A 26891-nucleotide genomic window follows, 5' to 3' on the forward strand; every position below is an offset into this window, starting at 1 on the left:
GATGTCGGAAAGAATTGGTATTGTAGGAGGTACATTTGATCCTCCCCATATAGCTCATTTAATGCTTGCTGAAGAAGCGCTTCATTCGCTTAATTTAGATGAGGTCTGGTTTATTCCGGTGTATACACCGCCTCACAAAAATATGAAATCAGACAGTACGCCTGAACAGCGGCTGGAGCTGATCAAAGCTGCGGTAAACGATCATCCGGACTTCCATGTATCCACGATAGAATATGAACGCCGGGGGCCTTCCTATTCGATTGACACGATCCGGGCGTTGAAAGAGGAGTATACGAACGCGTCTTTTTACTTTATTATTGGCGGAGATATGAAAGCGCAGCTCCATACGTGGAAAGATATTGAGCTTTTAAAAAAGCTGGTTACTTTTGCCGTAGCAGACCGTCCAGGCTATTTTGCTGAAAAAATGGATGAAGATGGTATACAATATATAGAAGCACCTTTATTAGATATTTCTTCAACCGATATAAGAGAAAGAATGCGGCTTGGAAAGAGCATTCGATATTATGTAACCGAAGAAGTTAGAGACTTTATTGAAAAGCAGGGATTGTATGAATAGAGCAGAAGCACTGGCTCTTGTAGAGCCGCATTTAACAGAGCACCGCTATATTCATACGATAGGAGTAGCGGATACTGCTCTGCAGCTCGCAGAGAACACAGATGTCGACAAAAACCGGCTGGAACTGGCTGCCATATTTCATGACTACGCTAAGTTCAGGGACAAGCAGGAAATGCGCGGGATCATTATGAAGGAAAAGCTTGATCCGGATTTTCTTCTTTACGGGGACGAACTGCTGCATGCGCCGGCGGGATCCTTTCTGGTAGAAAAAGAAATAGGTATAGAAGATGAAGAAATTTTGTCAGCGATTACCTGGCATACTACGGGCAGACAAGATATGACAATGATGGATAAAATTTTGTTTCTTGCTGATTATATTGAGCCCAACCGTTCTTTTCCAGGAGTCGAAGAAGTAAGAGAGCTTTCCGCTTCCAGTCTCGATAAGGCCATTATTAAAGCTTTAACAAACACCATTGAGTTTCTTATGAAAAAAAAGCAGCCGGTTTATCCGGGAACGCTTGCTACGTATAATCAATTAGTATTTAATATCCGAAAGGGGAATGTAAATGAAAAGTAATGAAATTCTGGAAAGTGCGATTCGTTCAGCAGACGAAAAGAAAGCGGAGAATATTGTAGCCTTAAATATGCAGGGTATTTCTACAATGGCGGACTACTTCGTTATCGCAAGCGGCCAATCTTATAAACAGGTTCAATCTATTGCACGGGAAATTCGTAAAAACGCGCTGGAAAACGAGTATGAGGTAAAAAGAATGGAAGGCTTTGATGAAGGGAAGTGGATTTTGATTGATATCGGCGACGTAATTGTCCATGTTTTCCATGAAGAAGAGCGGATGTATTATAATCTTGAAAAACTATGGGGAGATGCACCGGAAGTAGAAATTGAAAAGGTGCTTTCTTAATCACCAGTGAATGTATACGGCGATTTTTCCCGGGTATACGATGAATTAATGGGGGATGCCCCTTATGAAAAGTGGAATGACTGGCTGAAAAATGCGCTGCCTTCTGATGTGAAACCAAGCCGGACGAAGCTGCTGGATGCAGGGTGCGGTACGGGAACGATGCTCCGCCGCATGCTTGACGAAGGTTTTGATGCCGAAGGGATGGATCTGTCCGCCGACATGCTCACGGTAGCCAGAAATAAGCTCGAAGCTGCCGGCTACCGTCCACTGTTATTTCAGCAGAACTTATCCGAGCTGAAGGCTCCAGCTCCATACAGTGTCATTACTGCGTTCTGCGATACAATTAACTATCTTACAGAAGAGCATGAAGTTAAAAATGCTTTTGAAGCTGTATTTGCCAGCCTGGAAACAAACGGACGGTTTTTGTTCGATGTACATTCCGTTTTCTACATGCAGAACGTATTAAATGACTTTGCGTTTTCTGAAGTGAGGGATAACCTGGCTTATATATGGAACTGTTTTGAAACCGAAAATCAAAACGAAATCATTCATGAGCTTACATTATTTATAGAAAATGCTGAAGGCTCATATGAGCGGTCGGATGAAGAACACGTACAAAAAGCTTTTACATCAGAGCAATACAGCCAATGGCTTTTTGAAGCCGGCTTTTCTTCTGTTAAAGTGTACGCTGATTTTTCTTTTGATCGTCCGGAAGCTGAAAGTGAACGTCTTTTCTTTATCGCAGAAAAAGATTTACAATAATAAGATAACCGTTTAAAATAAGAGAGAATCCCGGCATCTGCCGGGAATCTTTCTTATTTTTTTACCCCGAATTCCCTTCCCGCTTTAAATCCATTAACCGCAGGACCCATTTTTCTTGAATGGAGGTGAAAATCGATTGAAAAAAGTCCATATGTTTGGAGCGGCCGCAGCCGCAGTTTTTATTATGGGCATTTTTGTATTTCTAATCCTTTCTCCGTCTGCTGAAAGCACGACGGGAGAAGGTAATATGGCAGATGACTATTTTTTGGATAGTCAGGAGAAAAACGATACAGAAGAAGCAGTGGCAGAAGAAACAGAGCCGGAAGCTGCTGAGGTGGATACAGCTTTTGTTATGGTAGACGTTAAAGGAAAAGTAGCATCTCCAGACGTTTACGAGCTCGAGCAGAATAAACGTGTTATAGATGCTGTAGAAATGGCAGGCGGGCTGGCAGATGGTGCTGATGCCTCGCAGGTGAATTTCGCAGCCAGGCTGCAGGATGAAATGGTCATTTATGTTCCGGCCGAGGGAGAAGAAACGACTCCTTTGAATATGGAGAGCACAGATGTTCAAGCAGACGGGGAAAGTCTGGAAAAAGTTAATCTCAACACCGCAGAAGCGGCTGAACTGGAAACTCTGCCCGGAATCGGCCCCGCAAAATCAGCTGGTATTTTATCGTACCGGGAAGAGAACGGCCTTTTTACATCTGCAGAAGAATTAAAAGAAGTATCCGGAATAGGAGACAAGACATACGAACAGCTTCAGGACAGTATTACGGTGGAATAAGCTAACATAAAAATCTAATTGAAAGATGCTGCTTAAATGAATCTATTAATAGCTGTATTAGCAGCTCTGCTGGGTATTACAGCAGTTTATTATTCTTTTCCAATTTTTCTTATTTTCATACTTCCGCTGTTATTTGTATACGCCTGGTGGAAAACGGGACAAAAACGCACCCTGATTTATGGCGGGATTGTGTTTGTTCTTTTTTCCATAAGGATGGATAGTGCAGAAAGAAATAACGTGTCTGCTTTTAATGAGCCGCCCGAAAGAGTAGAGGCCGTAATTCTGACTACTGCAGCAGTGGATGGAAACCAGGTACAGTGGCAGATGCGGGATAGACATCATCAGGAGAAAATATTTGTTTCCCTGTATATGGCGGAAGAAAAAGAATTACTCGAAATACAATCTCTTACTCCGGGTTCTGTCTGCCGGGTGGAGGGACAATGGAAAAAACCGGCAGCGGCGGGTAACTTTTCTGCATTTGACTACAAAAACTATATGCACAAACAGCAGGTTCGCTGGGTCGTTGAAGTTTCCGGTATGGATGATCTTTTGTGCCGTTCTCCAGAGCAGGATTCTTTTATGTCCACGGTCTCCCAATGGCGCGATTTTGGTATTAAACACGTTCAGAAACATTTTCCAGAAGGGCTGCAGGGGATCAGCAGTGCTCTTATTTTTGGGGACCGAAATGATCTGGATCCCGGGGTGGAAAAAGCCTATCAGCAATTGGGGCTTATTCATCTGCTGGCCGTTTCCGGTCTTCACGTTGGAATTATAAGCGGTGTTTTGTATTATGCCGGACTCCGCTTAGGCGTAACGAGGGAGCGGATGAGCTTCATTCTAGTCGGGTTTCTTCCTCTGTATGCAATGCTGGCAGGGGAGCACCTTCTGTATGGAGAGCGGTCTTAATCACTATGCTGGTGCTTTTGTATCAGCGTTTTTCAAAACAAACGCTTCCGCCTGTAACTGCTCTTGGGGCAGCTGCACTGGTAATGCTTTGGATAGATCCCTACTACGGCTGGCACATTGGCTTTCAACTTTCTTTTTTTATCAGCTTGAGCCTCCTGCTGTCTTTCCCGCTTCTCAGGCGTTTACATTCGCTCCCCCTTCAATTATTCGGCGTATCTGCCGTTGCCCAGACGGCTTCCCTTCCTATTATTCTTTTCCATTTTTACGAATTTTCCCTGCTTAGTTATGTATTGAATATTGCTTTTGTACCTTTTGTTTCGCTGTTGCTTTTACCATTTTGTTTTCTATTATTTTTCTATCCCTGCTGCTGCCACAGGCGGCTGCAGCGGCAATGAAACCGGCTGAATTCATCATTCTTCTTTTGCATGATAATCTGCAGGCTTTAGCCGAAAGCCGCATACTGCAGGTGGTAACGGGGCAGCCGGATATTCTGCAGCTTCTGTTATTAAGTGTGAGCCTGCTGCTTGTTTTTGCCATGGCCGAAAAAAGACACCGAATTGGTATAGTACTGGCAGCAGGCTCTCTTGCAGCTGTATTCGGATGGTTGTTTGCTGCTCCATATTTTGATTCCAAAGGAGCCGTGACGGTTATTGATGTAGGTCAGGGTGACAGTATATTGATAGAGCTGCCATACCGAAAAGGAATCTATTTAATTGACGGCGGCGGAGCGCTTGCATTTCCTAAAGAAGAGTGGCAGAAGCGGAAGAAGGAATATGATCCGGGCGAGCAGATCGTGGTTCCATTTTTAAAATCAAAAGGCATCCGTACTATCGATAAACTGATCGTTACGCACGGGGATATTGATCACTATGGAGGGCTGTATGCCGTGCTGAAACAAATCGAAGTGAAACAGATGCTGTATGGAAGAAGTGATGAAGAAAAAGACTCGGAACGACAATTTCTGGAAACGGCCCACCGGCAGGAGATTCCGATCGTATTTGCCGAAAAAGAAATGGCCTGGAAAGAAGGAGATCAGTATTTTCAAGTATTGGCTCCATTGGATGATAAAGCGAGCGGAAATGAAGCATCGATTGTATTATATGCTGTGATGGGAGGCAGAAGCTGGCTTTTTGCCGGGGACCTGGAAGAAGAAGGGGAAAAGCAGGTGATGCAGGCGTTTCCCGGTTTGAAAGCGGATATCTTAAAGGCTGGTCATCATGGCAGCAGAACGTCTACCTCCGCGTCCTGGGTAAATCAGCTGCAGCCTAAAGCAGCTTTGCTTTCATCGGGCCGTTGTAATCGATTCGGACATCCCCACGAAGAAGTACTTGATATTTTAGAAGCAGGTGAAGTAGACATTTACCGGACAGATGAAAAAGGAGCGGTGGAAATTACCTTTACTCATCAAGACATCGTTTCCATCCGTCAGGCAAGTGAGGAAATTCTGAATGATCAATGCGGCAGATGATGGGATATAGAGTCTCCCTGCTCTGTTAAAGACATTGACGATAAAGCAAAAGAAGCCCCCATAAAAGGGAGGCTTCTTTTTACAGATTGCCTACAAAGTGAACAACGGTAGCGATAATAAATATAAGTGAAAAAAAGCTGAAGGAGACTACTGCTGCTACCACGGAGTCCAGTAAATCATTCCGTTTACTCTGTACATCTTTTTCAAATGGATTCACGGCGAAACTCCTCTCCATTGCATGCTACACTCATTATAAAGGAAGCGCTGTCAGAAATCCATACAAAATCTACAGCTGAATCAATAGTTGTTTCTTCTGAAACACAGGTGTTGTAAGGTAGAATAAAGAAGAGGCAAATTAGTGCAAAGGGTGAGGACAATCGATTATCTAACCATGCAGAAAGAAATAAAATCCGGCCAGACGGCGCCGCTTTATGTATTTTATGGAAACGAAGCTTTTTTAATGGAAAAAATGACGGATTTAATTGTCGGGCAGACGTTGAGCGATGAGGAAAAAGATTTTCAATTTATCGTGTACGATATGCGTGAGACCTCTGTAGAAACTGGAGTGGAGGAGGCAGAAACACTTCCCTTTTTCGGATCCAATAAAGTAGTCCTGCTGCAGCACTGCTATTTTTTAACCGGGGCACGGGAAAAAGAAAAGGTGGAACATAACCTGAAGGCACTGGAGGCTTACTGCCTTAATCCTGCCAAAGAAACCGTACTGATCCTTTCCGTCCCGGCAGAAAAGCTGGATGAACGAAAAAAAATAGTGAAAACGCTAAAAAAAGAAGGCAAAATGCTGCAGGCTGCCGCCCCCGATCAGCGAAGCATGGAAAAGTGGGTGGATGCCCAATTCAAGCAGAGGCATCAGACCATTGAACCAGCAGCAAGAACAGAACTGCTGAAAAGAGCGGGATTTAATTTAAATATGCTTTCCAATGAAACGGATAAAGTAGCTCTGTATGCCGCTCAGGGGGACACTGTACATCTCAGCGATATTCAGGCGCTTACTCCTGTTACGCTGGAAGATAATGTGTTTACATTGATTGACAGGGTAATAAGCCAGCGTACCGATGAAGCGCTCCGGATTTATTATGATCTGCTCAAGCAGAAAGAAGAGCCGATAAAAATTCTGGCACTGCTGGCCAGGCAGACAAGAATGATTATTCACGTGCTTTATTTAAAAAAGCAGGGCTATTCCCGTCAGAAAATGGCCGGTCAGCTTAAGCTGCATCCATACGCGGTGAAAATCGCAGAAGAGCAGGGCAGAAATTATAATGAGGCTATTTTGGAAAATAGCTTAAAAGAGCTGGCGGCAGCAGATTTTGATATAAAAACAGGGAAAATGGAAAAGGAAATGCGGCTGGAGTTAAGTATTATTACCCTCTCTAAACACAAACATTTTTCCGCATAAAAAAAGCCGCTTTCCTAATTAAAGGAAAGCGGCGGAAACGCTCATTATTGAGCAATTTTATTTAGGTGCTTCTGCATACGTGATTTTTCACGGGAAGCTGCATTATGATGAATGATATTTTTATCTGCTGCTTTATCTACTTTCTTAGAAGCTAGTAGAAAAAGTTCTTTAGCGCCTGCAGCGTCATTATTTTCTACTTTCTTGTAGAATTCTTTAACGGCAGAACGTGTCGCAGATTTGAAAGCCTGCTGCTTTACACGCTTTGTTTCGTTTGTGATGACGCGCTTTTTAGCTGATTTAATATTTGCCATGGTACCCACCTCCTTAAAGTGATTCAAGTTCCGTTCTTTTATGAACACAGAAGGATTTTACCAAAATTTGAACATCGGCGCAAGACAAAGTCAATATATATTTGAAGTACGAACCTACGATTGCTATAATGAAGAGTAGTCTTTATCCGTATGTAAATATAACGGTTGTGTCCTGATACAGCTTCCTGGTCGAAAAACGAATCGGAAGCTGCTTTTATATGCAGAACTACATATTCAAATAAGATTGAATCGGCAGGAGTGAAGCTTCATGAATAACAAAGACAGGTTGGAAAGACAAAAACGAATCAGGAATTTCTCTATTATTGCTCATATTGACCATGGTAAATCAACGTTAGCGGATAGAATCCTTGAATCCACCAGTGCGTTGACAAAACGTGAAATGAAAGAGCAGACGCTCGATGCTATGGATCTTGAGCGCGAGCGGGGGATTACGATTAAGCTGAATTCGGTACAGCTTAAGCATACGCATACCGATGGAGAAGAATATATTTTTCATTTAATTGATACTCCGGGACACGTAGACTTTTCGTATGAAGTCTCGAGAAGCCTTGCAGCTTGTGAAGGAGCGCTGCTTATTGTAGATGCTGCGCAGGGCATTGAAGCACAGACTCTGGCTAACGTTTATTTGGCTCTCGACAACGACCTGGAAATCATTCCGGTTATTAATAAGATAGACCTTCCGAGCGCGGAGCCCGAACGGGTAAAGCAGGAAATTGAAGATGTGATCGGCCTGGACGCATCCGAGGCCGTTCACGCATCAGCTAAAAGCGGTATTGGCATCGAAGAAATTCTAAGCCAGATTGTTGAAAAAGTGCCGGCTCCTGAAGGAGATCCCGAAAAACCGCTGCAGGCGCTGATTTTCGATTCTTTGTATGATACCTACCGCGGTGTCATTTCCTACATCCGTGTAGTGGAAGGAACGATCCGTCCCGGCCAGAAAATTAAAATGATGGCTACTGGAAAAGAATTTGAAGTATCGGAAGTCGGCGTATTTACTCCAAAGCCGATCGCCTGTGACGAATTAACGGTAGGGGACGTAGGATTTGTGACAGCCGCTGTCAAAAATGTAGGTGATTCGCGCGTTGGTGATACGATCACAGATGCAGAACGCCCGGCAGAAATGCAGCTGGAAGGCTACAAAAAAATGAATCCGATGGTATTCTGCGGTCTGTATCCAGTGGATGCCAATGATTATAATCCGCTTCGCGACGCATTGGAACGGCTGGAGCTGAACGACAGCTCTCTGCAGTATGAAGCAGAAACCTCCCAGGCACTCGGATTTGGTTTCCGTGCCGGATTCCTGGGGCTTCTCCATATGGAAATTGTCCAGGAGCGTATTGAACGCGAATATGGAATTGACCTGATTACAACAGCGCCAAGTGTTATCTATAATGTGTACCTAACTGATGAAACGATGATTTCCATCGATAACCCGGCTAATTTCCCTAATCCGCAGAAAGTAGATTATGTGGAAGAGCCATTTGTTAAAGCAACCGTTATGGTGCCTAATGATTACGTAGGGGCTGTGATGGATTTATGTCAGAAAAAACGCGGTGAATTTATCGATATGAAATATATGGACGCCAACCGCGTAAATATTGTTTACAATATTCCGCTGACAGAAATTGTTTATGACTTCTTTGATCAGCTGAAATCAAGCACAAAAGGCTATGCCTCGTTTGATTATGAAATGATCGGATTCAGGCAGTCCAGTCTTGTGAAAATGGATATCCTCCTGAACGGGGAAACAGTGGACGCTCTATCTATTATTGTTCACCGCGATTTTGCCTATGAAAGAGGAAAGGCAATTACAGATAAGCTGAAAGATTTAATTCCCAGACAGCAGTTTGAAGTGCCGATTCAGGCAAGCATCGGACAGAAAATCATTGCCAGGCAGACAATTAAAGCCATGCGCAAAAACGTTCTCTCTAAATGCTACGGCGGGGATATTTCGAGAAAAAGAAAACTCCTCGACAAGCAGAAAGAAGGAAAAAAACGCATGAAAAGCGTCGGTAAAGTAGACGTGCCTCAGGAAGCCTTTATGTCTGTACTGAAAATGGATAACGACAAATAAAAGGGAAGGACTGTCTATCCAACAGACAGTCCTTTTCCAACGGAAAAGAGAAATGAAAGGAGGATGGGAAAATGGCCGTTACCTCAGCGTATATTCATATTCCTTTTTGCAGACAGATATGTTTCTACTGCGATTTTAATAAATTTCTGATTGACCGTCAGCCCGTGGATCAATACCTTAATGCACTTGAAGAGGAGATCAGACAGGCTAATATCAGAAAACCGCTGGATTCGATTTATATTGGAGGCGGAACACCCACTGCTCTGAATGAAGCACAGGTTAAAAAAATGCTGGACATCGTCGACCGCCTCGTTCCGCTTGCTGAAGGTGCAGAGTATACGGTGGAAGTAAATCCAGGAGAAATTACTATGGAGAAACTGACAGCCATGAAAAACCGCGGCGTCAATCGTCTTAGTATTGGCGTGCAGAGCTTTGAAACGAGGCTGCTTGAAGCTATCGGAAGAGGTCATGGAAGAGATGATGCAGTAGAGGCAGTAAAATTGGCTGAACGAGCCGGGTTTGACAACTATTCCATTGATTTAATGTTCGGTCTCCCGGGACAGACGATGGCTGATTTTCAAGCTTCCCTGGACATGGCAGTCAGCCTGAATGTGCCTCATATTTCTGCGTATTCCTTAAAAATTGAAGAAAAAACAATGTTCCATAATTGGTATAAGCAGGGACGTCTTACGCCTTTTCCGGAAGATACGGAAGCGGATATGTATGAGCTTCTGCTTGATTATGGAAGCCGGAACGGGCTTTATCCTTATGAAATCAGCAATCTTGCGGCTGCGGGCTATGAGAGCTTTCACAACTGTGTGTATTGGAAAAACGAAGAATATTATGGATTTGGTGCAGGCGCCCACGGATATGTAGACGGAACGCGCTACGCCAATATTGCTCCGCTCACTCATTATATAAAAGCAGTGGAACAGGGAAATACGGTTGTAAAAGAAGAAATGAACGTAAGCAGCGCAGAAAAGATGGAAGAAGAAATGTTTTTGGGACTGCGGATGTACGCAGGCGTGGACAAAAGCAGGTTTAAAGAACGATATGGAATGGAATATAAAGAGGTGTTTGCCTCTGCGGTACCAGACCTTCTGGAAAACGGACTTATTGAAGATGATGGAGAAAAAGTAAAACTGACCCCACGCGGAAGACTGCTTGGCAATGAAGTGTTTGAAAAGTTTTTATTGGAAAAAGATGATGCCTCCTAAAATTTTCAGTTGATTCCGTTGAATATAATTGACAAAAACAGAGGTCTTTGATAACTTAACATATAGATTTAGCACTCGAACAACCGGAGTGCTAAAAGAGGTGATAATGGATGTTATCGAACAGACAGCTGCTGATTCTGCAGGCCATTATAAATGGCTATATCAAATCAGCTGAACCGGTTGGATCCAGAAGCATATCGCAGGAAAAGAGTATTTCGTACAGTCCTGCCACGATAAGAAATGAAATGGCGGATTTGGAGGAGCTTGGTTTTTTGGAAAAAACCCACAGCTCTTCCGGGCGGGTGCCGTCTGAAAAAGGCTACCGGCATTATGTGGACCATCTGCTTCTGCCGCATCACTTTTCAAAAAATGAAGTAACGAACATGAAATCTTTGTTCGAACAGAAAATTCTGGAAGCAGATCAGGCTGTGAAGCATTCTGCCACTATTTTGTCCGAGCTTACGAGCTATGTATCTATCGTACTCGGGCCGAAGATGTTTGATGCAAAGCTCAAAAGTATCCAGGTTATTCCGCTGCGTGAAGATGCAGCAGTAGCTATTCTGGTTACCGATACCGGTCATGTAGAAAACAAAGCGGTAAGTCTGCCTGCAGGCTTAAGCAGCTCAGATCTTGAAAAAATGGTTAATATTCTTAATGAGAAGCTCAGCGGCGTTCCTTTATATCTGCTGGAACAAAAAATGGCAACCGAAATCACGGTGCTGATGAAGCAGCATATTGATAATTATGCAGAAGCGCTTCTTTTTGCAGAGGATACGTTGAAAAAAAGCTCGAATGAAAAAGTCTATTACGGCGGTAAAACGAATCTGCTGAACCAGCCGGAGTTTAAAGACATTACGAAAGTAAAATCCCTATATGAGCTTTTCGAGAAAGAAGACATGATGCATGAGCTCCTAAAGCCAAATAAATCAGGCCTTTCTATACGAATAGGCCAGGAAAATGAAAATGCAGCATTTGAGCACTGCAGCATTATCTCCGCCACCTATTCTTTCAACGGAAGAGCCGTAGGCACGATTGGAATTGTAGGGCCTAAACGAATGGAATATCAAAAGTAATCAGCCTGATTCAGCATATTTCCCATGACCTGGAAGATATACTGAAGAACCTGTACAGAACAGATGCTTAGTGATATCATTTATGATTGGCTGTGGAGGGAAGCGTCTCTCCTTCTTTCTATGTAAAAAGCAGGAAAACTGGTGGAGGTGAAAGATATGAAAAAAGACGAACCGCTATCTAACGAAGAAACAGAAACAGTAAACGATGAAAAACAAGAAGAGTCAACCGAAGAAGATACGGTTGAAATTATAGATAATGATGCTTCTGAGGAAGCAGTATCAGAAGACGCACAGCGTATCCAGGAGCTGGAAGCAGAGGTGCTCGAATGGAAAAACCGGTCTCTTAGAACGCAGGCTGACCTGGATAACGTAAGAAAACGTGCAAAAGATGAAAAAGTAAAACTGGAAAAATACCGCGCGGAAAAGCTTCTGCTTGGGATGATGCCGGCTCTCGATAATTTCGAAAGAGCACTTAAGGCAGAGCCTGAAGGCGAAGAGGCTAAATCCATCTATAAAGGCGTAGAAATGGTATTTAATCAGCTTAAAGAAGCAGCCGAAGCAGAAGGACTGCAGGAAATGCCTACTGTCGGCGAGATGTTTGATCCGCATTACCATCAGGCGGTCATGCAGGTGGAAGAAGAAGGGTTTGAGTCCAATCAAATAGTGGAAGAACTCCAAAAGGGCTACCTCTTAAAAGATAAAGTACTGCGTCCTGCAATGGTAAAAGTAAACGCATAAAACAAGAAATGTTAATTAATAGTAGGAGGATGAACTTAAAATGAGTAGAACAATTGGAATTGACTTAGGAACAACAAATTCATGTGTAGCAGTGATGGAAGGTGGAGAAGCAGTAGTTATTCCCAATCCGGAAGGCAACCGCACCACTCCATCCGTTGTTGCATTTAAAGACGGCGAGCGCCAGGTAGGGGAAGTAGCCAAGCGCCAGTCTATAACTAACCCAAATACTATCCAGTCCATTAAGCGTCATATGGGTACGGATTATAAGGTAGAAGCAGAAGGTAAACAGCAGACTCCACAGGAGATTAGTGCCATCATTCTGCAGAAACTTAAATCAGATGCTGAAGCTTATTTAGGCGAAACAGTAACAAAAGCTGTTATTACTGTTCCGGCGTACTTCAACGATTCCCAGCGTCAGGCAACGAAAGATGCCGGTAAGATTGCTGGACTTGAAGTAGAGCGTATCGTAAACGAGCCTACTGCAGCAGCGCTTGCCTACGGTCTCGAAAAAGAAGAAGATCAAACGATCCTTGTTTATGACCTTGGCGGCGGTACGTTTGACGTATCGATCCTTGAACTGGGTGAAGGCTTTTTCGAAGTAAAATCAACATTTGGTGATAACAAGCTTGGCGGAGATGATTTCGACCAGGTAATTATTGACCACCTTGTTGCCGAATTTAAAAAAGAAAACGGTATTGACCTGTCTCAGGATAAAATGGCAGTGCAGCGTTTAAAAGATTCCGCTGAGAAAGCAAAGAAAGATCTTTCCGGTGTATCCCAGACGCAGATTTCCCTTCCGTTTATTACTGCAGATGCGAGCGGTCCTAAGCACCTCGAGCTTACTTTAAGCCGTGCGAAGTTTGACGATCTTACTTCCCACCTTGTAGAAAAAACGATGGGACCAACACGTCAGGCGTTAAAAGACTCCGGACTAAGCGCTTCTGAAATTGACAAAGTAATCCTTGTCGGAGGATCTACGAGAATTCCTGCCGTTCAGGAAGAAATCAAAAAGCTTACCGGCAAAGATCCACACAAAGGCGTAAACCCGGATGAGGTTGTTGCTCTTGGTGCAGCTGTTCAGGCCGGCGTACTTTCCGGTGACGTGAAAGACGTTGTACTTCTTGACGTAACGCCGCTTTCTCTTGGAATTGAAACGATGGGCGGAGTATCAACTCGTTTAATCGATCGTAATACAACGATTCCAACGAGCAAATCCCAGACGTTCTCTACTGCATCGGACAATCAGCCTTCCGTTGATATCCATGTACTTCAGGGTGAGCGCGAAATGGCAGCCGACAACAAGACGCTGGGCCGTTTCCAGCTTACAGATATTCCACCTGCACCACGTGGTGTTCCACAGATCGAAGTAACGTTTGATATTGATGCGAACGGTATTGTAAATGTTCGTGCGAAAGATCTAGGCACAAACAAAGAGCAGTCCATTACGATTACGTCTTCATCCGGATTAAGCGATGAGGATGTTGAACAAATGGTAAAAGACGCAGAGGAAAATGCCGAAGAAGATAAAAAGCGCAAAGAGGCTGTAGAAGTTCGCAATGAAGCAGACCAGCTTGTCTTTACTACGGACAAAACGCTTAAAGATCTTGGCGACAACGTAGAACAGGAAGACAAAGATAATGCAGAAGCCGCAAAAGAAAAAGTTAAAACTGCTTTGGAAGGCGATGACATCGAAGCCATTAGAACTGCAAAAGATGAGCTTCAGGAAATCGTACAGCAGCTTTCTACAAAGCTTTACGAGCAGGCAGCCCAGCAGGCTCAGCAGGCTGAAGGCGCAGAAGGCGCTGCAGACGGCCAGAATGATGACGATAATGTCGTTGATGCCGACTACGAAGAAGTAAAAGATGACGACAACAAAGATAAATAAATAATGATGTAAAAGCAAAGGGGCTGTCCCATTACTAACGAAGCCAAGCTTCTTTATGGGGCGGCCTCTTCTTTTATGTAAATGGGACGCCTATTTGTCATGGTTTCTGGTTGAATCAATAAATACGATAATGGTATGATTACCTTTGTGTAATGAGCGATGAACGGGAGTGAATAGATTGAGTAAAAAAGATTATTATGAAACGCTTGGCGTAGATAAAGATGCATCAGTAGATGAAGTGAAGAAGGCTTATAGAAAATTAGCCAGAAAGTATCACCCTGACGTTAACAAAGAAGCGAACGCAGAAGAAAAATTTAAAGAAGTAAAAGATGCGTATGACGTATTAAGCGATCCGCAGAAAAAGTCCAACTATGATCAGTTCGGAAGCGCGGAACCGAATCAGGGTTTCGGAGGCGGCGGAGCCGGCGACTTCGGCGGCGGGTTTGGCGACATTTTCGACATGTTCTTCGGCGGGGGCGGGGGCGGCGGTAGACGCCGTGATCCAAATGCACCTCGTCAGGGCGCGGACCTTCAGTATACAATGACGCTTGCTTTTAAAGAGGCAGTATTCGGAAAAACGACGGAAATTGAAATCCCGAAAGAAGAAGAATGCGGTACGTGTGATGGAGACGGTGCAAAACCAGGTACGAGCCCGCAGACCTGCAGCAAATGCGGAGGTGCCGGCCAGCTGAACGTGGAGCAGAACACACCGTTCGGACGTGTAGTGAACCGCCGCGTATGTGACAACTGTCAGGGCACCGGGAAAATCATTCCTGAGAAATGTAAAACGTGCGGCGGCAGAGGAAGAATAACCAGAAATAAAAAAATCAGCATCAAAGTGCCGGCAGGAGTTGACTACGGACAGCAGATCCGCGTGTCCGGACAAGGTGAAGCAGGCGTTAACGGCGGCCCGCCGGGAGATTTGTATGTCGTGTTGATGTTCAGTCCCATGAATTCTTTGAACGGGAAGGCGACGATGTTTTCTGTGAAATGCCGTTGACTTTCGCCCAGGCAGCGCTTGGTGATGAAATTGAAGTGCCGGCATTAAGCGGAAAGGTTAAAGTGAAAATTCCGGCAGGAACCCAGACAGGAACCAGCTTCCGTATGAGAGGAAAAGGCATACCGAATGTTCACGGCCGCGGCCACGGCGACCAGCATATTAAAGTGAAGGTTATTGTCCCGAAAAAGCTTTCCGACGATCAGAAAGATTTGATACGCGAGTTCGCCAAAGTAAGCGGCGATTCCAACGTAGATGAGCAGCATCAGAATTTTTTTGATAAAGTAAAGCGCGCATTTCGCGGAGACTAATAAAGCACATGGGAGAAAAAAATGAGTAAATGGACGGAATGCAGTATTCACACTACGGAACAGGCGATTGAGCCTGTTTCGTATATTTTACATCAGGCCGGAGCCAGCGGAGTTGTGATTGAAGATTCTGCGGACCTGACAAGGCTTTGGGACGAAGCGGAAGACGAAATGTATAAGCTTTCTGCGGAGGACTACCCGGAAGAAGGGGCCATTGTTAAAGCGTATTTTCCAGCTAATGAATATGTTGGGGAAACAATTAAGAAAATCAAAGCGGCGCTTAAGGATCTTCCTCTGTATGATATTGATCCGGGCTCTGTGGAAGTCGTTCTTGCTGAAGTATATGAAGAGGACTGGGCGAACGCCTGGAAGCAGTATTATAAGCCGGTAAGAATGTCTGAAACGATGACGGTAGCTCCGAGCTGGGAAAACTATACACCGGAGTTCTCTTATGAAAAAGTCATTGAACTCGACCCGGGTATGGCTTTTGGTACAGGAACCCACCCTACAACAATGCTGTGCATCCAGGCGCTTGAAAGAGAGCATAAAGGCGGAGAAACCGTACTTGATGTAGGTACCGGCTCGGGAATTCTTGCGATAGCAGCAGCAAAACTGGGTGCCGCAGACGTTAAGGCTTTTGATTTAGATGATATAGCGGTGCGGAGTGCAATCGAGAATGTGGAATATAATCAGTGCACATCAGTCGTACAGGTAACAAAAAATGATCTGCTTGCCGGTTCTTCTGTGCAGGCAGACCTGATAGTGGCGAATATATTAGCAGATATCATTATAAGGTTGATGGATGGCGCATTCAGCCAGCTTAAAGCAGGAGGCGTCTTTTTAGCTTCCGGCATTATAGAGAGCAAGCGCAGCCAGGTGGAGCAGGCTCTTCTTGATACGGGTTTCAAAGATCTGGAAGTACACACGATAGAAGACTGGGTTCTTTTTAAAGCAGTTAAGCCTGAGTGAAGGATGCGGACGAATGCAGAGATATTTTATTCCCTCAATCCAAATGGAAACAAGCAAGGCAGTCATTCAGGGAGATGATGCGAAGCATATAACGAAAGTCATGAGAATGGAGATTGGCAGCAGATTAGTCGTTCTGAATAATGAAGGACGTGCAGCTGTCGGTGTGATCAGCTCATTCAATGACGGAGGCGAAGTGTGGGTTGACCTGGAACAAGAAGAACAGAAAAACAGTGAACTTCCTGTAAAAGCAGCAATCGCCCAGGCTCTTGTAAAAGGCGACAAGCTTGATTATATTGTGCAGAAAAGCACGGAGCTGGGCGTTTCTGTTATTTATATTTATCAGGCAGAACGTTCTGTTGTAAAATGGGATCAGGCAAAGGCAGCAAAGAAAATAGAACGTCTTCAGAAAATAGCTAAAGAAGCGGCGGAACAGTCGGAGAGGCGCATTATCCCTCAGGTCATGTACTGTGAAAATACCAGTAAATTAATGAAGCAGGCGGCTTCTTATGAAGAATGCATGGTTATAGACGAAGAAGAGGCCCGATCGGGTTCCCACAGCGCGCTTTCAGAATCCTTAAGCCGCTCTTCTAACAGCGATTCTTCTTTTTTTGCCTGCATCGGCCCTGAAGGCGGCATAAGTGAAAAAGAAAAATTGTCCATGACGAGCAGCGGCTTCTATTCAGTCAGCCTTGGTCCACGCATTCTTAGAAGTGAAACGGCATCATCATATTTCCTGGCCGTGCTGTCCTACCATTTTGAATTAATGAGGTGAACGCAATGAAAAATGTGGCATTCCACACCCTTGGGTGTAAAGTGAACCACTATGAAACAGAAGCAATTTGGCAGCTGTTTAAAGATGAAGGGTATGAAAAAACAGATTTTGACAAGCGTGCGGACGTGTATGTCATTAATACCTGTACAGTAACAAATACAGGGGATAAAAAAAGCAGGCAGGTTATCCGCCGTGCAGTTCGTAAAAACCCTGAAGCAGTTATTTGTGTAACGGGCTGCTACGCCCAGACGTCCCCGGCTGAAATTATGGCGATCCCCGGCGTGGATATCGTTGTAGGAACGCAGGACCGTAAAAAAATGCTTCCATACATTGAACAATTTAAAAAAGAAAGAGAACCGATAAACGGTGTCGGCAATATTATGAAAACAAGAGTATACGAAGAGCTTGATGTGCCGTCGTTTACGGATCGGACCCGTGCTTCCCTGAAAATTCAGGAAGGCTGTAATAACTTTTGTACATTCTGTATTATTCCGTGGGCCAGAGGTCTGCTGCGTTCCCGGGATCCTAAAGAAGTGTTAAAGCAGGCGCACCAGCTGGTGGAAGCAGGCTATAAAGAAATCGTGCTGACCGGTATTCATACGGGAGGATACGGAGAAGATATGAAAGACTATCATCTGTCTGATCTTCTGCTTGAACTTGAAAAAGTAGAAGGGCTCAAGCGTATCCGGATTTCATCAATTGAAGCAAGCCAGATCACCGATGAGGTCATTGCAGTAATTAAAGCTTCAGAAAAAGTAGTGAATCACCTTCATATTCCCCTGCAGTCGGGATCAGATACTGTACTAAAAAGAATGCGCCGTAAGTACACCAACGCTTTTTACGCGGAACGAGTCGAACGTTTAAAAGAAGCACTTCCCGGACTCGCGGTAACGTCTGATGTGATCGTCGGTTTTCCCGGGGAAACAAAGGAAGAATTCCAGGAAACATTTGACTTTATTTCGAGGCTGGAGTTTTCAGAGCTTCATGTATTTCCTTATTCCAAACGTACAGGTACCCCTGCGGCAAGAATGGACGAGCAGGTGGACGATGAAATAAAAAACGAACGAGTTCACCGTTTAATTGCCCTGTCCAATCAGCTGGCTAAGCAATATGCAGCTCGTCACGAAGGGGAAGTGCTGGAAGTTATTCCGGAAGAACAGGAAAAAGAAGATGCAGAGAGCGGCCGTCTGGTCGGCTATTCTACAAATTACATGAAAGTGAAATTTGAAGCGGATCCATCGGTTATCGGAAAAATAGTTAAAGTGAAAATAAACAGAGCAGGCTACCCTTACAACGAAGGTGAAGTTGTACGAATCGTTGAAGAGGAAGAAATGCTGCAATCGCAGTAAAGGAGAGATACTATGGATAACAACATGGCCTCAATGATAGATCATACATTGTTAAAACCGGAAGCAACGTTTGAGCAGGTACAAAAACTGGCGCAGGAAGCAAAAGCAAATGAATTTGCCTCCGTCTGTGTTAATCCGGCTATGGTAGAAGAAGCTTTCTCCATACTAAAAGGTACTTCAGTAAAGGTCTGTACCGTGATTGGATTTCCGCTCGGCGCCTCTACTCCTGAAACAAAAGCCGCGGAAGCGGAGCAGGCAATGAAGCACGGAGCAGCAGAATTGGATATGGTTATTAATATTGGCGCTTTGAAATCCGGGCGCGATGAAGTAGTGCTTCGTGACATACAATCCGTAGTGCAGACAGCAGATAAGACCGCTCTAGTGAAAGTCATCATTGAAACATCTCTTCTTACTGAAGATGAAAAACGCAGAGCGTGTGAACTGGCACTGGAGGCCGGCGCAGATTTTGTAAAGACGTCCACTGGATTTGCCGGCGGCGGGGCCACAGTAGAAGACGTAACCTTGATGAAAAGTGTTGTAGGAGAAAAGGCGCAGGTAAAAGCAAGCGGCGGCATCAGGGATCTGAAAACAGCTGAAGCTATGATAAATGCCGGAGCTTCAAGACTTGGAACCAGTTCAGGTATAGCGCTTGTATCAGGAAACCAGGCAGAAGAAGGAAGCTACTAATCCAAAAGATTTAAATAATGGCTAGGGTGTATTGCTTTTTTATTCCATATGCATTATAATTTTATAAAATGATCAATTATTTAATTGGTTATATTGGTTGTCCGGAGGGAGGGAATCATTATGGCTGAAACACGAGTTCGTAAGAATGAGTCCATTGATGTCGCTCTTCGCCGTTTTAAGCGTTCGCTTTCAAAAGAAGGAACATTGGCTGAAGTGCGTAAGAGAAAGCATTATGAAAAGCCTAGCATTAAGCGTAAGAAGAAGAGTGAAGCGGCAAGAAGCCGTAAATTCTAATTTACGATCTAATCTGGCAGAAATAAGAAATACTAGTGTTAGAAGAAATGCCCTGGCATTTTTCTGTTAAAAATATAGGGCAAGAGATGTGGGAAACGTTAGCCTTAAGGCTCTTTTTCTAAAAGATTCTCTCCACGTAAGTTTCTTCAGCAGTAAAAGCATGACTTCCTTCGATGGAAGCATGCTTTTTCTGTATGATCAGGGTTTCTCCATTAATTTTTTGTTTAAAGAATGTGAAACGTAAATGAGCTGCCTGCGTACATATAATGCGAGTTATAATATGTAAAGAAAAGAAAGAGAGGTGGGGGCTATTCTCATACGTTCTCTTGTATTGGCCATAAGTGCTGTTGTCTTTTTTATCTTTCCTTTCACAGTTCAGGCGGATGAAGATGATCTTGTGTACGTAATTCCCGTGGAACAGGCGGTAGAGCGGGGACTCGAATCATTTTTGGAAAGATCATTTGAGCAGGCAGAAGAGGCTGGAGCTACTCATGTGATTTTAGAAATAGATACCCCGGGTGGAGCTGTTGACGCAGCGGGTAACATAGCAAGTATTGTAAGCGATTCTCCAATGCCTGTTACTGCTTATGTTACAGAAGAAGCAATGTCAGCCGGTGCTTTTATCGCTCTAAGTGCTGACACGATATCCATGGCACCCGGTACGGAAATGGGCGCAGCCCAGGTAATTGACGGTTCTGGAAACGCTGCAAATGATAAAGCACAGTCTGCCTGGTCTGCAAATATGACCAATGCTGCACAGGCACAGGATAGGGATCCTATTTATGCAGAAGCGATGGCAGACCCTTCCGTTGACCTTCCGGAGTATAGGGCAGAAGAAGGAGCACTTCTAACTTTGACCCCCTCCGAAGCAGAAGAAGTAGGATATGCTGATTATTTAAGCGATGATCGTGAGCAGCTTCTTGATCAGCTTGGGCTGGAGAACGCCCAGGTAGAAGAGCTCAGCGTTAGCTTTGCAGAACAGATTGCAAGATTCGTTACCAATCCAGTTGTTATTCCTATACTATTAAGCGTAGGAAGTATTGGCCTTATTATGGCTGTGCTGACTCCTGGTTTTGGAATTCCCGGCATTTTGGGCATCGGTGCCCTGTTATTGTTCTTTTTTGGACACTCGATCGCAGGTTTTGCCGGTATGGAATCGATTATTTTGTTTCTCGTCGGTTTGGTGCTTCTTTTAATTGAATTGTTTGTTCCGGGATTCGGTATCTTTGGATTTCTTGGAATAACCGCCATGGTAGGCGGTTTGATATTAGCATCTTTTTCCACTACGTATATTGTTATATCCATTTTAGTAGCCGGCGCTCTAGCAGTTGGACTCGGTGTGATAATGATAGTAATATTTGGAAAAAAGGACCTATGCAAAAGCTGGTATTAAAAGATACAATGAAAAAGGAAGAAGGATATTATTCCAACCGCGACAGAGACGACCTGCTTCAAAAAGAGGCAGTTGCATTAACCCCTCTTCACCCGTCAGGTTCTGCTGTTGTAGATGAAGAGCGGATTGATGTTGTAACCGAGGGAGGCTTTATTGAAAAAGGAGCGGCTCTCAGGATAATCAAAGTAGAGGGCACAAGAATTATTGTAAGAAAAATTTAAGGTTAACATTTGAAGGAGGAAGCGGCACATGACAGTAGATTTGACTCTAATTATTGTACTGGCTCTTGTATTAATTGCATTGGCCATTCTTTTCACATTCGTACCAGTAGCGCTTTGGATTTCAGCGCTTGCAGCAGGAGTAAAGGTGGGCATTTTTCAACTGGTAGGTATGAGATTAAGACGTGTTATTCCAGCACGTATTGTAAACCCAATGATCAAGGCTGACAAAGCAGGTCTTGAACTCTCCCTTAACAAATTGGAAGGACACTATCTTGCAGGTGGTAACGTAGACCGCGTAGTTAACGCGTTAATCGCCGCTCAGCGTGCAAACATTGAACTTACATTTGAGCGCAGTGCAGCAATTGACCTTGCCGGCCGTGACGTGCTGGAAGCAGTACAGATGAGTGTAAATCCTAAAGTGATTGAAACACCATTTATTGCCGGTGTAGCAATGGATGGTATCGAAGTGAAGGCGAAAGCCCGTATTACTGTTCGTGCCAACATAGACCGTCTTGTCGGTGGTGCTGGTGAAGAGACAATCATTGCCCGTGTTGGTGAAGGTATTGTTTCTACTATCGGTTCTTCCAAAGACCACAAAGGCGTATTGGAAAATCCGGACAGCATTTCCCAGACTGTTCTTAGTAAGGGACTTGATTCAGGTACTGCATTTGAAATTTTATCTATTGATATTGCAGATATTGATATTGGTAAAAACATCGGCGCAGGCCTTCAGACAGATCAGGCAGAAGCCGACAAGAAGATTGCTCAGGCAAAAGCCGAAGAGCGTCGCGCAATGGCTGTAGCACACGAGCAGGAAATGCGTGCACGGGTTGAAGAAATGCGTGCGAAAGTGGTTGAGTCAGAAGCAGAAGTACCAATGGCTATGGCTGAAGCCCTTCGTTCCGGTAATCTGGGCGTAATGGATTACATGAATATCCAGAACGTAGAAGCAGATACGGATATGAGAGATTCCATCAGCAAAGGTACGAAAAAGGACCTGAATGATGATAATAACGATTCTGGCCCAATCCGCTAGAATTAGACAAAGAGGAGGCAGCCAATGGATGCTTTCATAGAATTTCTGCTTGGTAATATATTTTTCCTATTCATTGCAGCGGCGGGTATTTATTCCCTTTTTAACCGGGGCAGGCAGCGTGCTGAAGACGACGGGTCACAAAATAAACCCGTCAGCGGCCAGCCAAAGCGAACCGGTTCCGGCAAAATAGACTGGGAGTCCATCTTTCAGCAGGAAAAGCCGGAAGGCAGACGTTCCCCGGAAGGCGAACGTCCGACAAAACCGGTTCCTGAAGCAGAAGGAGAATTTGTGCGGGGGGAAAGCACGATCCCGCTTCCGGTCGTACTGCCCAGTATTATGAAAAAATGGAGCAGGCTAAAAAGCGGAGATCAGAGGCAGAAAAGAACCCGATTGACGATACCTCTCCCATTTTTAACCAGTCTCTGGATAACAGAAGAAGTTACGAAGTATCGAAATTTCTTCTTCCAAAACGTCGTTTTCTTCTCCAACGCATGAAGACGCAAAAAATGGAATTATATGGTCTGAAATTCTGGGTAAGCCCCGTTCCAGAGACCGCATCAAACATCTGTATATTCAAAAAGAAAATAGGAAACTGAGCCCCGCGGCTCAGTTTCTTTTTATTTGCTGCTTGTTCGCCTCATGACAAAAATTTGAAAGAGAGCAGTGGATCCCTTTGCAAGGGCGGGATAGGGATGGTAAAGTAAGAAAGAGATGAAAGCAACTAGACTAGTCGGTGCAGCCGATGAATCCGAGGAGAATGAGTATATTGGCAGAAAAGCATGTACTATCCTTAGAAGTGAAAGATGCAAACGAAGCGCAGCTGCTGTTCGGTCCCAACGATATTCATTTGAAACGGCTGGAAGAAAAGCTGAATGTATCGATTGTGACACGGGGAGAAAGCTTAATTATTTCCGGAGAAAAAAGTGATGCAGATACATTTCGGAAGTAATGGCGTCGTTAATTGAACTTCTAAGAAAAAACGTAGAGATTACAGAAAGAGACGTAATCTATGCTATACAGCTATCCAAAGAAGAAAAATAGATCAGCTGCATACGTTATACCAGGAAAAAATTGCAGTGAACACAAAAGGAAAACCTATTGTTGTCAAAACATTAGGCCAGCAGGAGTACGTTCATGCCATCCGCAGACGCGATATGGTTTTTGGTATTGGTCCTGCAGGTACCGGTAAAACGTATCTTGCTGTGGTTATGGCAGTAAACGCATTAAAAGATGGCAGCGTAAAGCGTATTGTGCTTACAAGGCCTGCCGTAGAAGCCGGAGAAAGCCTGGGATTTCTCCCGGGTGATTTGAAGGAAAAGGTGGATCCATACTTAAGACCGCTTTATGATGCCCTTCATGATGTGTTCGGACTGGAGCATACGAACCGCTTACTAGAACGCGGGACGATTGAGGTGGCCCACTCGCTTATATGCGGGGCCGAACATTGGAAGACGCCTTTGTTATACTGGATGAAGCTCAGAATACAACGAAAGAACAAATTAAAATGTTCATTACAAGACTGGGATTTGGTTCCAAAATGGTAGTCAATGGAGACCTGACGCAAATTGATCTTCCTAAAGGTCAGCAGTCCGGACTGCGGGTAGCTATTACTATTTTAAAAAATGTGGAATCGATAGGATTTATTTATCTGAAGCCGACTGATGTAGTAAGGCATACGCTCGTTCAGCAGATTCTGGAAGCATATGATGAAGCAGATCCGCAGAAACAGATAAACGCAGCGGAAGCTAAGAAACCACTATAGGCATAATGGAGGCAGGTTATGGCAGTAACGATTGATATTAACGATGAAACCACAGAAGTATCCGCGCCATCGCTTACGATGCTCGAGGAAGTGCTGCAGCTCGCTGCGGACATGGAAGATATTAAAGGAGAAGCAGAACTTTCTGTTACTATCGTGACCAACGAAGCTATTCAGGAGATTAATAAAGAATACCGTGGAATGGATAAACCGACTGACGTGATTTCTTTTGCGCTTGACGATGAAGAGCCTTTCACTGACGGGACGATGTGCCGCATCTGCTCGGCGATATTGTTATCAGCCTTCCTCGTGCTGTAGAGCAGGCAGAAGAGTACGGCCATTCTTTTGAGAGGGAGTTTGCTTTCCTGGGAGTGCACGGTCTGCTTCATCTTCTTGGCTATCTGCACGACAGTGAGTCAGAGGAAAAAGAAATGTTTGCCCGCCAGGAAGAGATACTCAAGGAATATGGGCTTAAACGACAATAAGCAGAGCAGAGTGAAACGGCTGCTGCTGTCTTTTCGTTACGCAGCCAGGGGAATGAAAAAGACTGCAGAAAATGAGGCAAACATGCAGTATCATTTAGCAGCTGCCGCAGCGGTAATCGTGCTTGCTCTGCTTGTACCCTTTCCTTTATGGAAATGGGTGGTACTGCTGCTTACTATCGGCATGGTTCTTTCACTTGAACTACTGAACACAGCATTGGAAAAAACAGTTGATTTAGTAACGGAGCAGTATCATCCCCTTGCCGAAAAAGCGAAGGATGCTGCCGCTGCCGGAGTATTTATATTTACAATAACAGCTATCATCATTGGTATACTGCTTTTTGCAGAACCAGTGAGCGTATGGCTTTAAGAGGAGATTTTTTATGGAAAAATTAATTGAACAAGCTAAACAGGCAAGAGAATTCGCTCATGTGCCTTATTCGAACTTTAAAGTGGGAGCGGCCTTGAAGACAAAAGACGGCTCCGTATATACGGGATGTAACGTAGAGAACGCTTCCTACGGATTGACCAACTGCGCAGAGCGGACAGCAGTTTTTTAAAGCGGTAAGCAGCGGCAGCAAGGATATTGAAGAGATTGCAATCGTTGCTGATACAAAAGAAGCTGTAGCTCCATGCGGCGCCTGCAGACAGGTTCTTTCCGAATTTATGGCTCCGGAAGCTGTTATTATTTTAAGCAACCTGCAGGGAAATATTGTTGGAAACGACGATGCAGGAACTTCTGCCGGGAGTTTTCAGGCAGGGGATATGAGATGACAGAAAACGTATTTAAATCAGGATTCGCCGCGTTAATTGGACGCCCGAATGCCGGCAAGTCTACGCTGTTAAATCATGTGATCGGCCAAAAATTGCGATTATGAGCGACAAGCCGCAGACAACGAGAAATAAAATCCAGGGATTTTATACGGACGAGAATTCCCAGATTATTTTTATTGATACCCCGGGCATTCATAAACCGAAGCACAAGCTCGGAGATTATATGGTGCGGATGGCGACGGAAACACTTAGAGAAGTAGATATTATTCTTTATTTGATTGATGCCACTGAAAAGTATGGTCCCGGTGAAGAATATATTATTAATAAATTAAAAGAAACGTCGACGCCGGTATTTCTTATTGTAAACAAAATCGATGAAATGACCCCGGAGCAGGTCATGCAGGTCATCGAAAAGTATCGTCACCTGTATGATTTTGCCGAGATCGTGCCGGTATCTGCTTTAAAGGGCAATAATGTAGAGACGATGATGCAGCAGCTTCTTGAATATATGGAGGAAGGTCCTGCTTATTATCCGGAAGATGAAATTACAGATCATCCCGAACGTTTTATTGTAAGTGAATTGATCCGGGAAAAGGTGCTTCAGCTGACCCGCGATGAAATTCCTCATTCGGTCGCCGTTATTATAGGAAATGAAAGAACGAAAAGGCGGCGCTGTATATATATCAGCTGTTATTGCCGTCGAGCGTTCCTTCGCAGAAAGGAATTATCATCGGAAACAGGGCGCCCTGTTAAAGAAAATCGGCGAGCTCGCCCGTCAGGATATTCAAAAACTGCTTGGTTCCAACGTGTATCTGGAGCTCTATGCCAAAGTAGAAAAAGATTGGAGAAACAGCTCCTACCAGCTTAAAGAACATGGATATGACCAGAACGATTATTAACGTTACGTAAAAAAAGGATCGATGTCATGCTGAAAAAAGCTGAAGGAATAGTGATTCGAACCGTTCCATACGGAGAAGCGGATGTAGTGCTGACATTGTACACAAGAGAGGCCGGTAAAGTCGCTGTTATGGCCAAAGGAGCCAAAAAGCCGAAAAACCGGCTGGCCGGTGCAGCCCAGCCGTTTGTATACGGTATTTTTCTTTATTACAGCAGCTCCGGCATGAGCTCGCTCAATCAGGCGGACATTATTAAATCCTACCGCCACATTCGTGAAGATCTGTGGAAAGCGTCATATATCGCCTATGCAGCCGAACTGCTAGATAAGCTGACCAACGACCGGGAAACGAACCCGTTTTTGTTTGAGCTGTTCTGGCAGATTCTCGAGCATGTGGAAGAAGGCGACGATGCTGAAACGCTTATACGGATTTTTGAGCTGAAAATGACAGACGCAGCAGGTATTAAGCCGCAGCTGGACCAATGTGTTAACTGCGGTAATAAAGAAGGAACGTTCAGCTTTTCCATCAGAGGAGCGGGATTTCTCTGCCACCGCTGCAGCCATCGGGATGAATACAGAATGGATATCAGTCCGAAAGCGATCCAGCTGCTGCGCACTTTTTACTATCTGGATTTAAAACGTCTTGGCAGCATTACGCTGAAGCCGGAAACCAAAAAGGAACTCCGGCAGGTCATGGATACGTATTATGAAGAATACTCGGGGCTGTACCTGCGTTCCAAGCGGTTTATGGAGCAGATGGAAAAATGGAATCCTGTGGAGGATACTTGACAGGCCTGGTGGATTT

General features: G+C 44.4%; 27 protein-coding genes and 5 pseudogenes. 30 read left to right on the top strand and 2 right to left on the bottom strand.

Annotated features, from left to right (window positions below; genetic code table 11):
- Position 1: 1 nt before the first annotated feature.
- From nadD to MMY81_RS03445, 8 genes are all read left to right on the top strand, one after another.
- Complete coding sequence (gene nadD / locus MMY81_RS03410) at positions 2-577, top strand: nicotinate-nucleotide adenylyltransferase (RefSeq protein ID WP_252311664.1); 576 nt, start codon at positions 2-4, stop codon at positions 575-577.
- Positions 570-1154, top strand: a complete 585-nt coding sequence (gene yqeK, locus MMY81_RS03415) for a bis(5'-nucleosyl)-tetraphosphatase (symmetrical) YqeK (protein ID WP_252311665.1) — start codon at positions 570-572, stop codon at positions 1152-1154. Before nadD ends, yqeK begins: the two co-directional genes overlap by 8 nt.
- On the top strand, positions 1144-1497 hold the full coding sequence (gene rsfS, locus MMY81_RS03420; RefSeq protein WP_120193438.1) for a ribosome silencing factor: 354 nt from the start codon (positions 1144-1146) through the stop codon (positions 1495-1497). The genes yqeK and rsfS overlap by 11 nt, the downstream gene beginning before the upstream one ends.
- A 6-nt stretch (positions 1498-1503) precedes the next feature.
- Positions 1504-2259, top strand: a complete 756-nt coding sequence (locus tag MMY81_RS03425; protein WP_252311666.1) for a class I SAM-dependent DNA methyltransferase — start codon at positions 1504-1506, stop codon at positions 2257-2259.
- Positions 2260-2395: 136 nt separating this feature from the next.
- Positions 2396-3043: a helix-hairpin-helix domain-containing protein gene (locus tag MMY81_RS03430; protein WP_252311667.1), complete on the top strand. Its 648-nt coding sequence runs from the start codon at positions 2396-2398 to the stop codon at positions 3041-3043.
- Positions 3044-3079: 36 nt separating this feature from the next.
- Positions 3080-3949 (top strand): ComEC/Rec2 family competence protein, encoded by an 870-nt coding sequence (locus MMY81_RS03435; protein ID WP_252311668.1) that lies wholly within the window; start codon positions 3080-3082, stop codon positions 3947-3949.
- A gap of 5 nt (positions 3950-3954) precedes the next feature.
- Positions 3955-4344, top strand: a complete 390-nt coding sequence (locus tag MMY81_RS03440; RefSeq protein WP_252311669.1) for a ComEC/Rec2 family competence protein — start codon at positions 3955-3957, stop codon at positions 4342-4344.
- Positions 4287-5417, top strand: a complete 1131-nt coding sequence (locus tag MMY81_RS03445) for a DNA internalization-related competence protein ComEC/Rec2 (protein ID WP_252311670.1) — start codon at positions 4287-4289, stop codon at positions 5415-5417. Before MMY81_RS03440 ends, MMY81_RS03445 begins: the two co-directional genes overlap by 58 nt.
- A 79-nt stretch (positions 5418-5496) precedes the next feature.
- Here MMY81_RS03445 and MMY81_RS03450 read toward each other — a convergent pair whose 3' ends face one another.
- Entirely contained in the window at positions 5497-5634 is a 138-nt protein-coding gene (locus tag MMY81_RS03450; protein WP_252311671.1) for a YqzM family protein, read from the bottom strand.
- A gap of 141 nt (positions 5635-5775) precedes the next feature.
- Here MMY81_RS03450 and holA point away from each other — a divergent pair, with 141 nt between their 5' ends.
- The gene (gene holA, locus MMY81_RS03455; RefSeq protein WP_252311672.1) at positions 5776-6831 is read left to right on the top strand and encodes a DNA polymerase III subunit delta; all 1056 of its coding nucleotides are present in this window, start codon (positions 5776-5778) and stop codon (positions 6829-6831) included.
- Between the two features lie 44 nt (positions 6832-6875).
- On the opposite strand, the gene rpsT is transcribed toward holA, so the two are convergent.
- A complete protein-coding gene (rpsT, locus tag MMY81_RS03460) occupies positions 6876-7142 on the bottom strand; it encodes a 30S ribosomal protein S20 (RefSeq protein ID WP_120193433.1) in 267 nt (88 codons plus the stop codon).
- A gap of 268 nt (positions 7143-7410) precedes the next feature.
- On the opposite strand from rpsT, the gene lepA reads away from it, so the two are divergent.
- The 21 genes and pseudogenes from lepA to recO all read left to right on the top strand — a co-directional run bounded on the left by lepA (position 7411) and on the right by recO (position 26875).
- Complete coding sequence (gene lepA / locus MMY81_RS03465; protein WP_120193432.1) at positions 7411-9237, top strand: translation elongation factor 4; 1827 nt, start codon at positions 7411-7413, stop codon at positions 9235-9237.
- 71 nt (positions 9238-9308) lie between these two features.
- On the top strand, positions 9309-10454 hold the full coding sequence (gene hemW, locus MMY81_RS03470) for a radical SAM family heme chaperone HemW (RefSeq protein WP_252311673.1): 1146 nt from the start codon (positions 9309-9311) through the stop codon (positions 10452-10454).
- Positions 10455-10564: 110 nt separating this feature from the next.
- Positions 10565-11527 carry a heat-inducible transcriptional repressor HrcA gene (gene hrcA / locus MMY81_RS03475; protein WP_308215205.1) on the top strand — a complete coding sequence of 321 codons (963 nt, stop codon included), beginning with the start codon at positions 10565-10567 and terminating at the stop codon, positions 11525-11527.
- 156 nt (positions 11528-11683) lie between these two features.
- On the top strand, positions 11684-12265 hold the full coding sequence (gene grpE, locus MMY81_RS03480) for a nucleotide exchange factor GrpE (RefSeq protein ID WP_252311674.1): 582 nt from the start codon (positions 11684-11686) through the stop codon (positions 12263-12265).
- Positions 12266-12305: 40 nt separating this feature from the next.
- Complete coding sequence (gene dnaK / locus MMY81_RS03485) at positions 12306-14150, top strand: molecular chaperone DnaK (protein ID WP_252311675.1); 1845 nt, start codon at positions 12306-12308, stop codon at positions 14148-14150.
- A gap of 238 nt (positions 14151-14388) precedes the next feature.
- Positions 14389-15458, top strand: a pseudogene (gene dnaJ / locus MMY81_RS03495) (molecular chaperone DnaJ).
- A gap of 21 nt (positions 15459-15479) precedes the next feature.
- Positions 15480-16424, top strand: a complete 945-nt coding sequence (gene prmA, locus MMY81_RS03500) for a 50S ribosomal protein L11 methyltransferase (protein WP_252311676.1) — start codon at positions 15480-15482, stop codon at positions 16422-16424.
- 13 nt (positions 16425-16437) lie between these two features.
- The gene (locus MMY81_RS03505) at positions 16438-17196 is read left to right on the top strand and encodes an RsmE family RNA methyltransferase (protein ID WP_252311677.1); all 759 of its coding nucleotides are present in this window, start codon (positions 16438-16440) and stop codon (positions 17194-17196) included.
- A gap of 5 nt (positions 17197-17201) precedes the next feature.
- Entirely contained in the window at positions 17202-18545 is a 1344-nt protein-coding gene (mtaB, locus tag MMY81_RS03510) for a tRNA (N(6)-L-threonylcarbamoyladenosine(37)-C(2))-methylthiotransferase MtaB (RefSeq protein WP_252311678.1), read from the top strand.
- A 12-nt stretch (positions 18546-18557) separates the two neighbouring features.
- Positions 18558-19232, top strand: a complete 675-nt coding sequence (gene deoC / locus MMY81_RS03515) for a deoxyribose-phosphate aldolase (RefSeq protein WP_252311679.1) — start codon at positions 18558-18560, stop codon at positions 19230-19232.
- 120 nt (positions 19233-19352) lie between these two features.
- Positions 19353-19526 carry a 30S ribosomal protein S21 gene (rpsU, locus tag MMY81_RS03520; RefSeq protein ID WP_120193423.1) on the top strand — a complete coding sequence of 58 codons (174 nt, stop codon included), beginning with the start codon at positions 19353-19355 and terminating at the stop codon, positions 19524-19526.
- A 301-nt stretch (positions 19527-19827) separates the two neighbouring features.
- On the top strand, positions 19828-20919 hold the full coding sequence (locus MMY81_RS03525; RefSeq protein ID WP_252311680.1) for an NfeD family protein: 1092 nt from the start codon (positions 19828-19830) through the stop codon (positions 20917-20919).
- Positions 20901-21140 (top strand): NfeD family protein, encoded by a 240-nt coding sequence (locus tag MMY81_RS03530; RefSeq protein ID WP_252311681.1) that lies wholly within the window; start codon positions 20901-20903, stop codon positions 21138-21140. Before MMY81_RS03525 ends, MMY81_RS03530 begins: the two co-directional genes overlap by 19 nt.
- Positions 21141-21168: 28 nt before the next feature.
- A complete protein-coding gene (floA, locus tag MMY81_RS03535; RefSeq protein WP_120193421.1) occupies positions 21169-22176 on the top strand; it encodes a flotillin-like protein FloA in 1008 nt (335 codons plus the stop codon).
- 24 nt (positions 22177-22200) lie between these two features.
- On the top strand, positions 22201-22671 hold the full coding sequence (locus tag MMY81_RS03540) for a hypothetical protein (RefSeq protein WP_252311682.1): 471 nt from the start codon (positions 22201-22203) through the stop codon (positions 22669-22671).
- A 262-nt stretch (positions 22672-22933) separates the two neighbouring features.
- Positions 22934-23938, top strand: a pseudogene (locus MMY81_RS03545) (PhoH family protein).
- An 18-nt stretch (positions 23939-23956) separates the two neighbouring features.
- Positions 23957-24420, top strand: a pseudogene (gene ybeY / locus MMY81_RS03550) (rRNA maturation RNase YbeY).
- Positions 24401-24787 (top strand): diacylglycerol kinase family protein, encoded by a 387-nt coding sequence (locus MMY81_RS03555; RefSeq protein WP_252311683.1) that lies wholly within the window; start codon positions 24401-24403, stop codon positions 24785-24787. The pseudogene ybeY and the gene MMY81_RS03555 overlap by 20 nt, the downstream one beginning before the upstream one ends.
- Before the next feature lie 13 nt (positions 24788-24800).
- A pseudogene (locus MMY81_RS03560) lies at positions 24801-25186 on the top strand (cytidine deaminase).
- Position 25187: 1 nt separating this feature from the next.
- A pseudogene (gene era / locus MMY81_RS03565) lies at positions 25188-26090 on the top strand (GTPase Era).
- A gap of 26 nt (positions 26091-26116) precedes the next feature.
- Positions 26117-26875 (top strand): DNA repair protein RecO, encoded by a 759-nt coding sequence (recO, locus tag MMY81_RS03570; RefSeq protein WP_120193414.1) that lies wholly within the window; start codon positions 26117-26119, stop codon positions 26873-26875.
- The last annotated feature ends 16 nt before the right edge of the window (positions 26876-26891 follow it).

This window comes from Sinobaca sp. H24 (assembly GCF_023845525.1).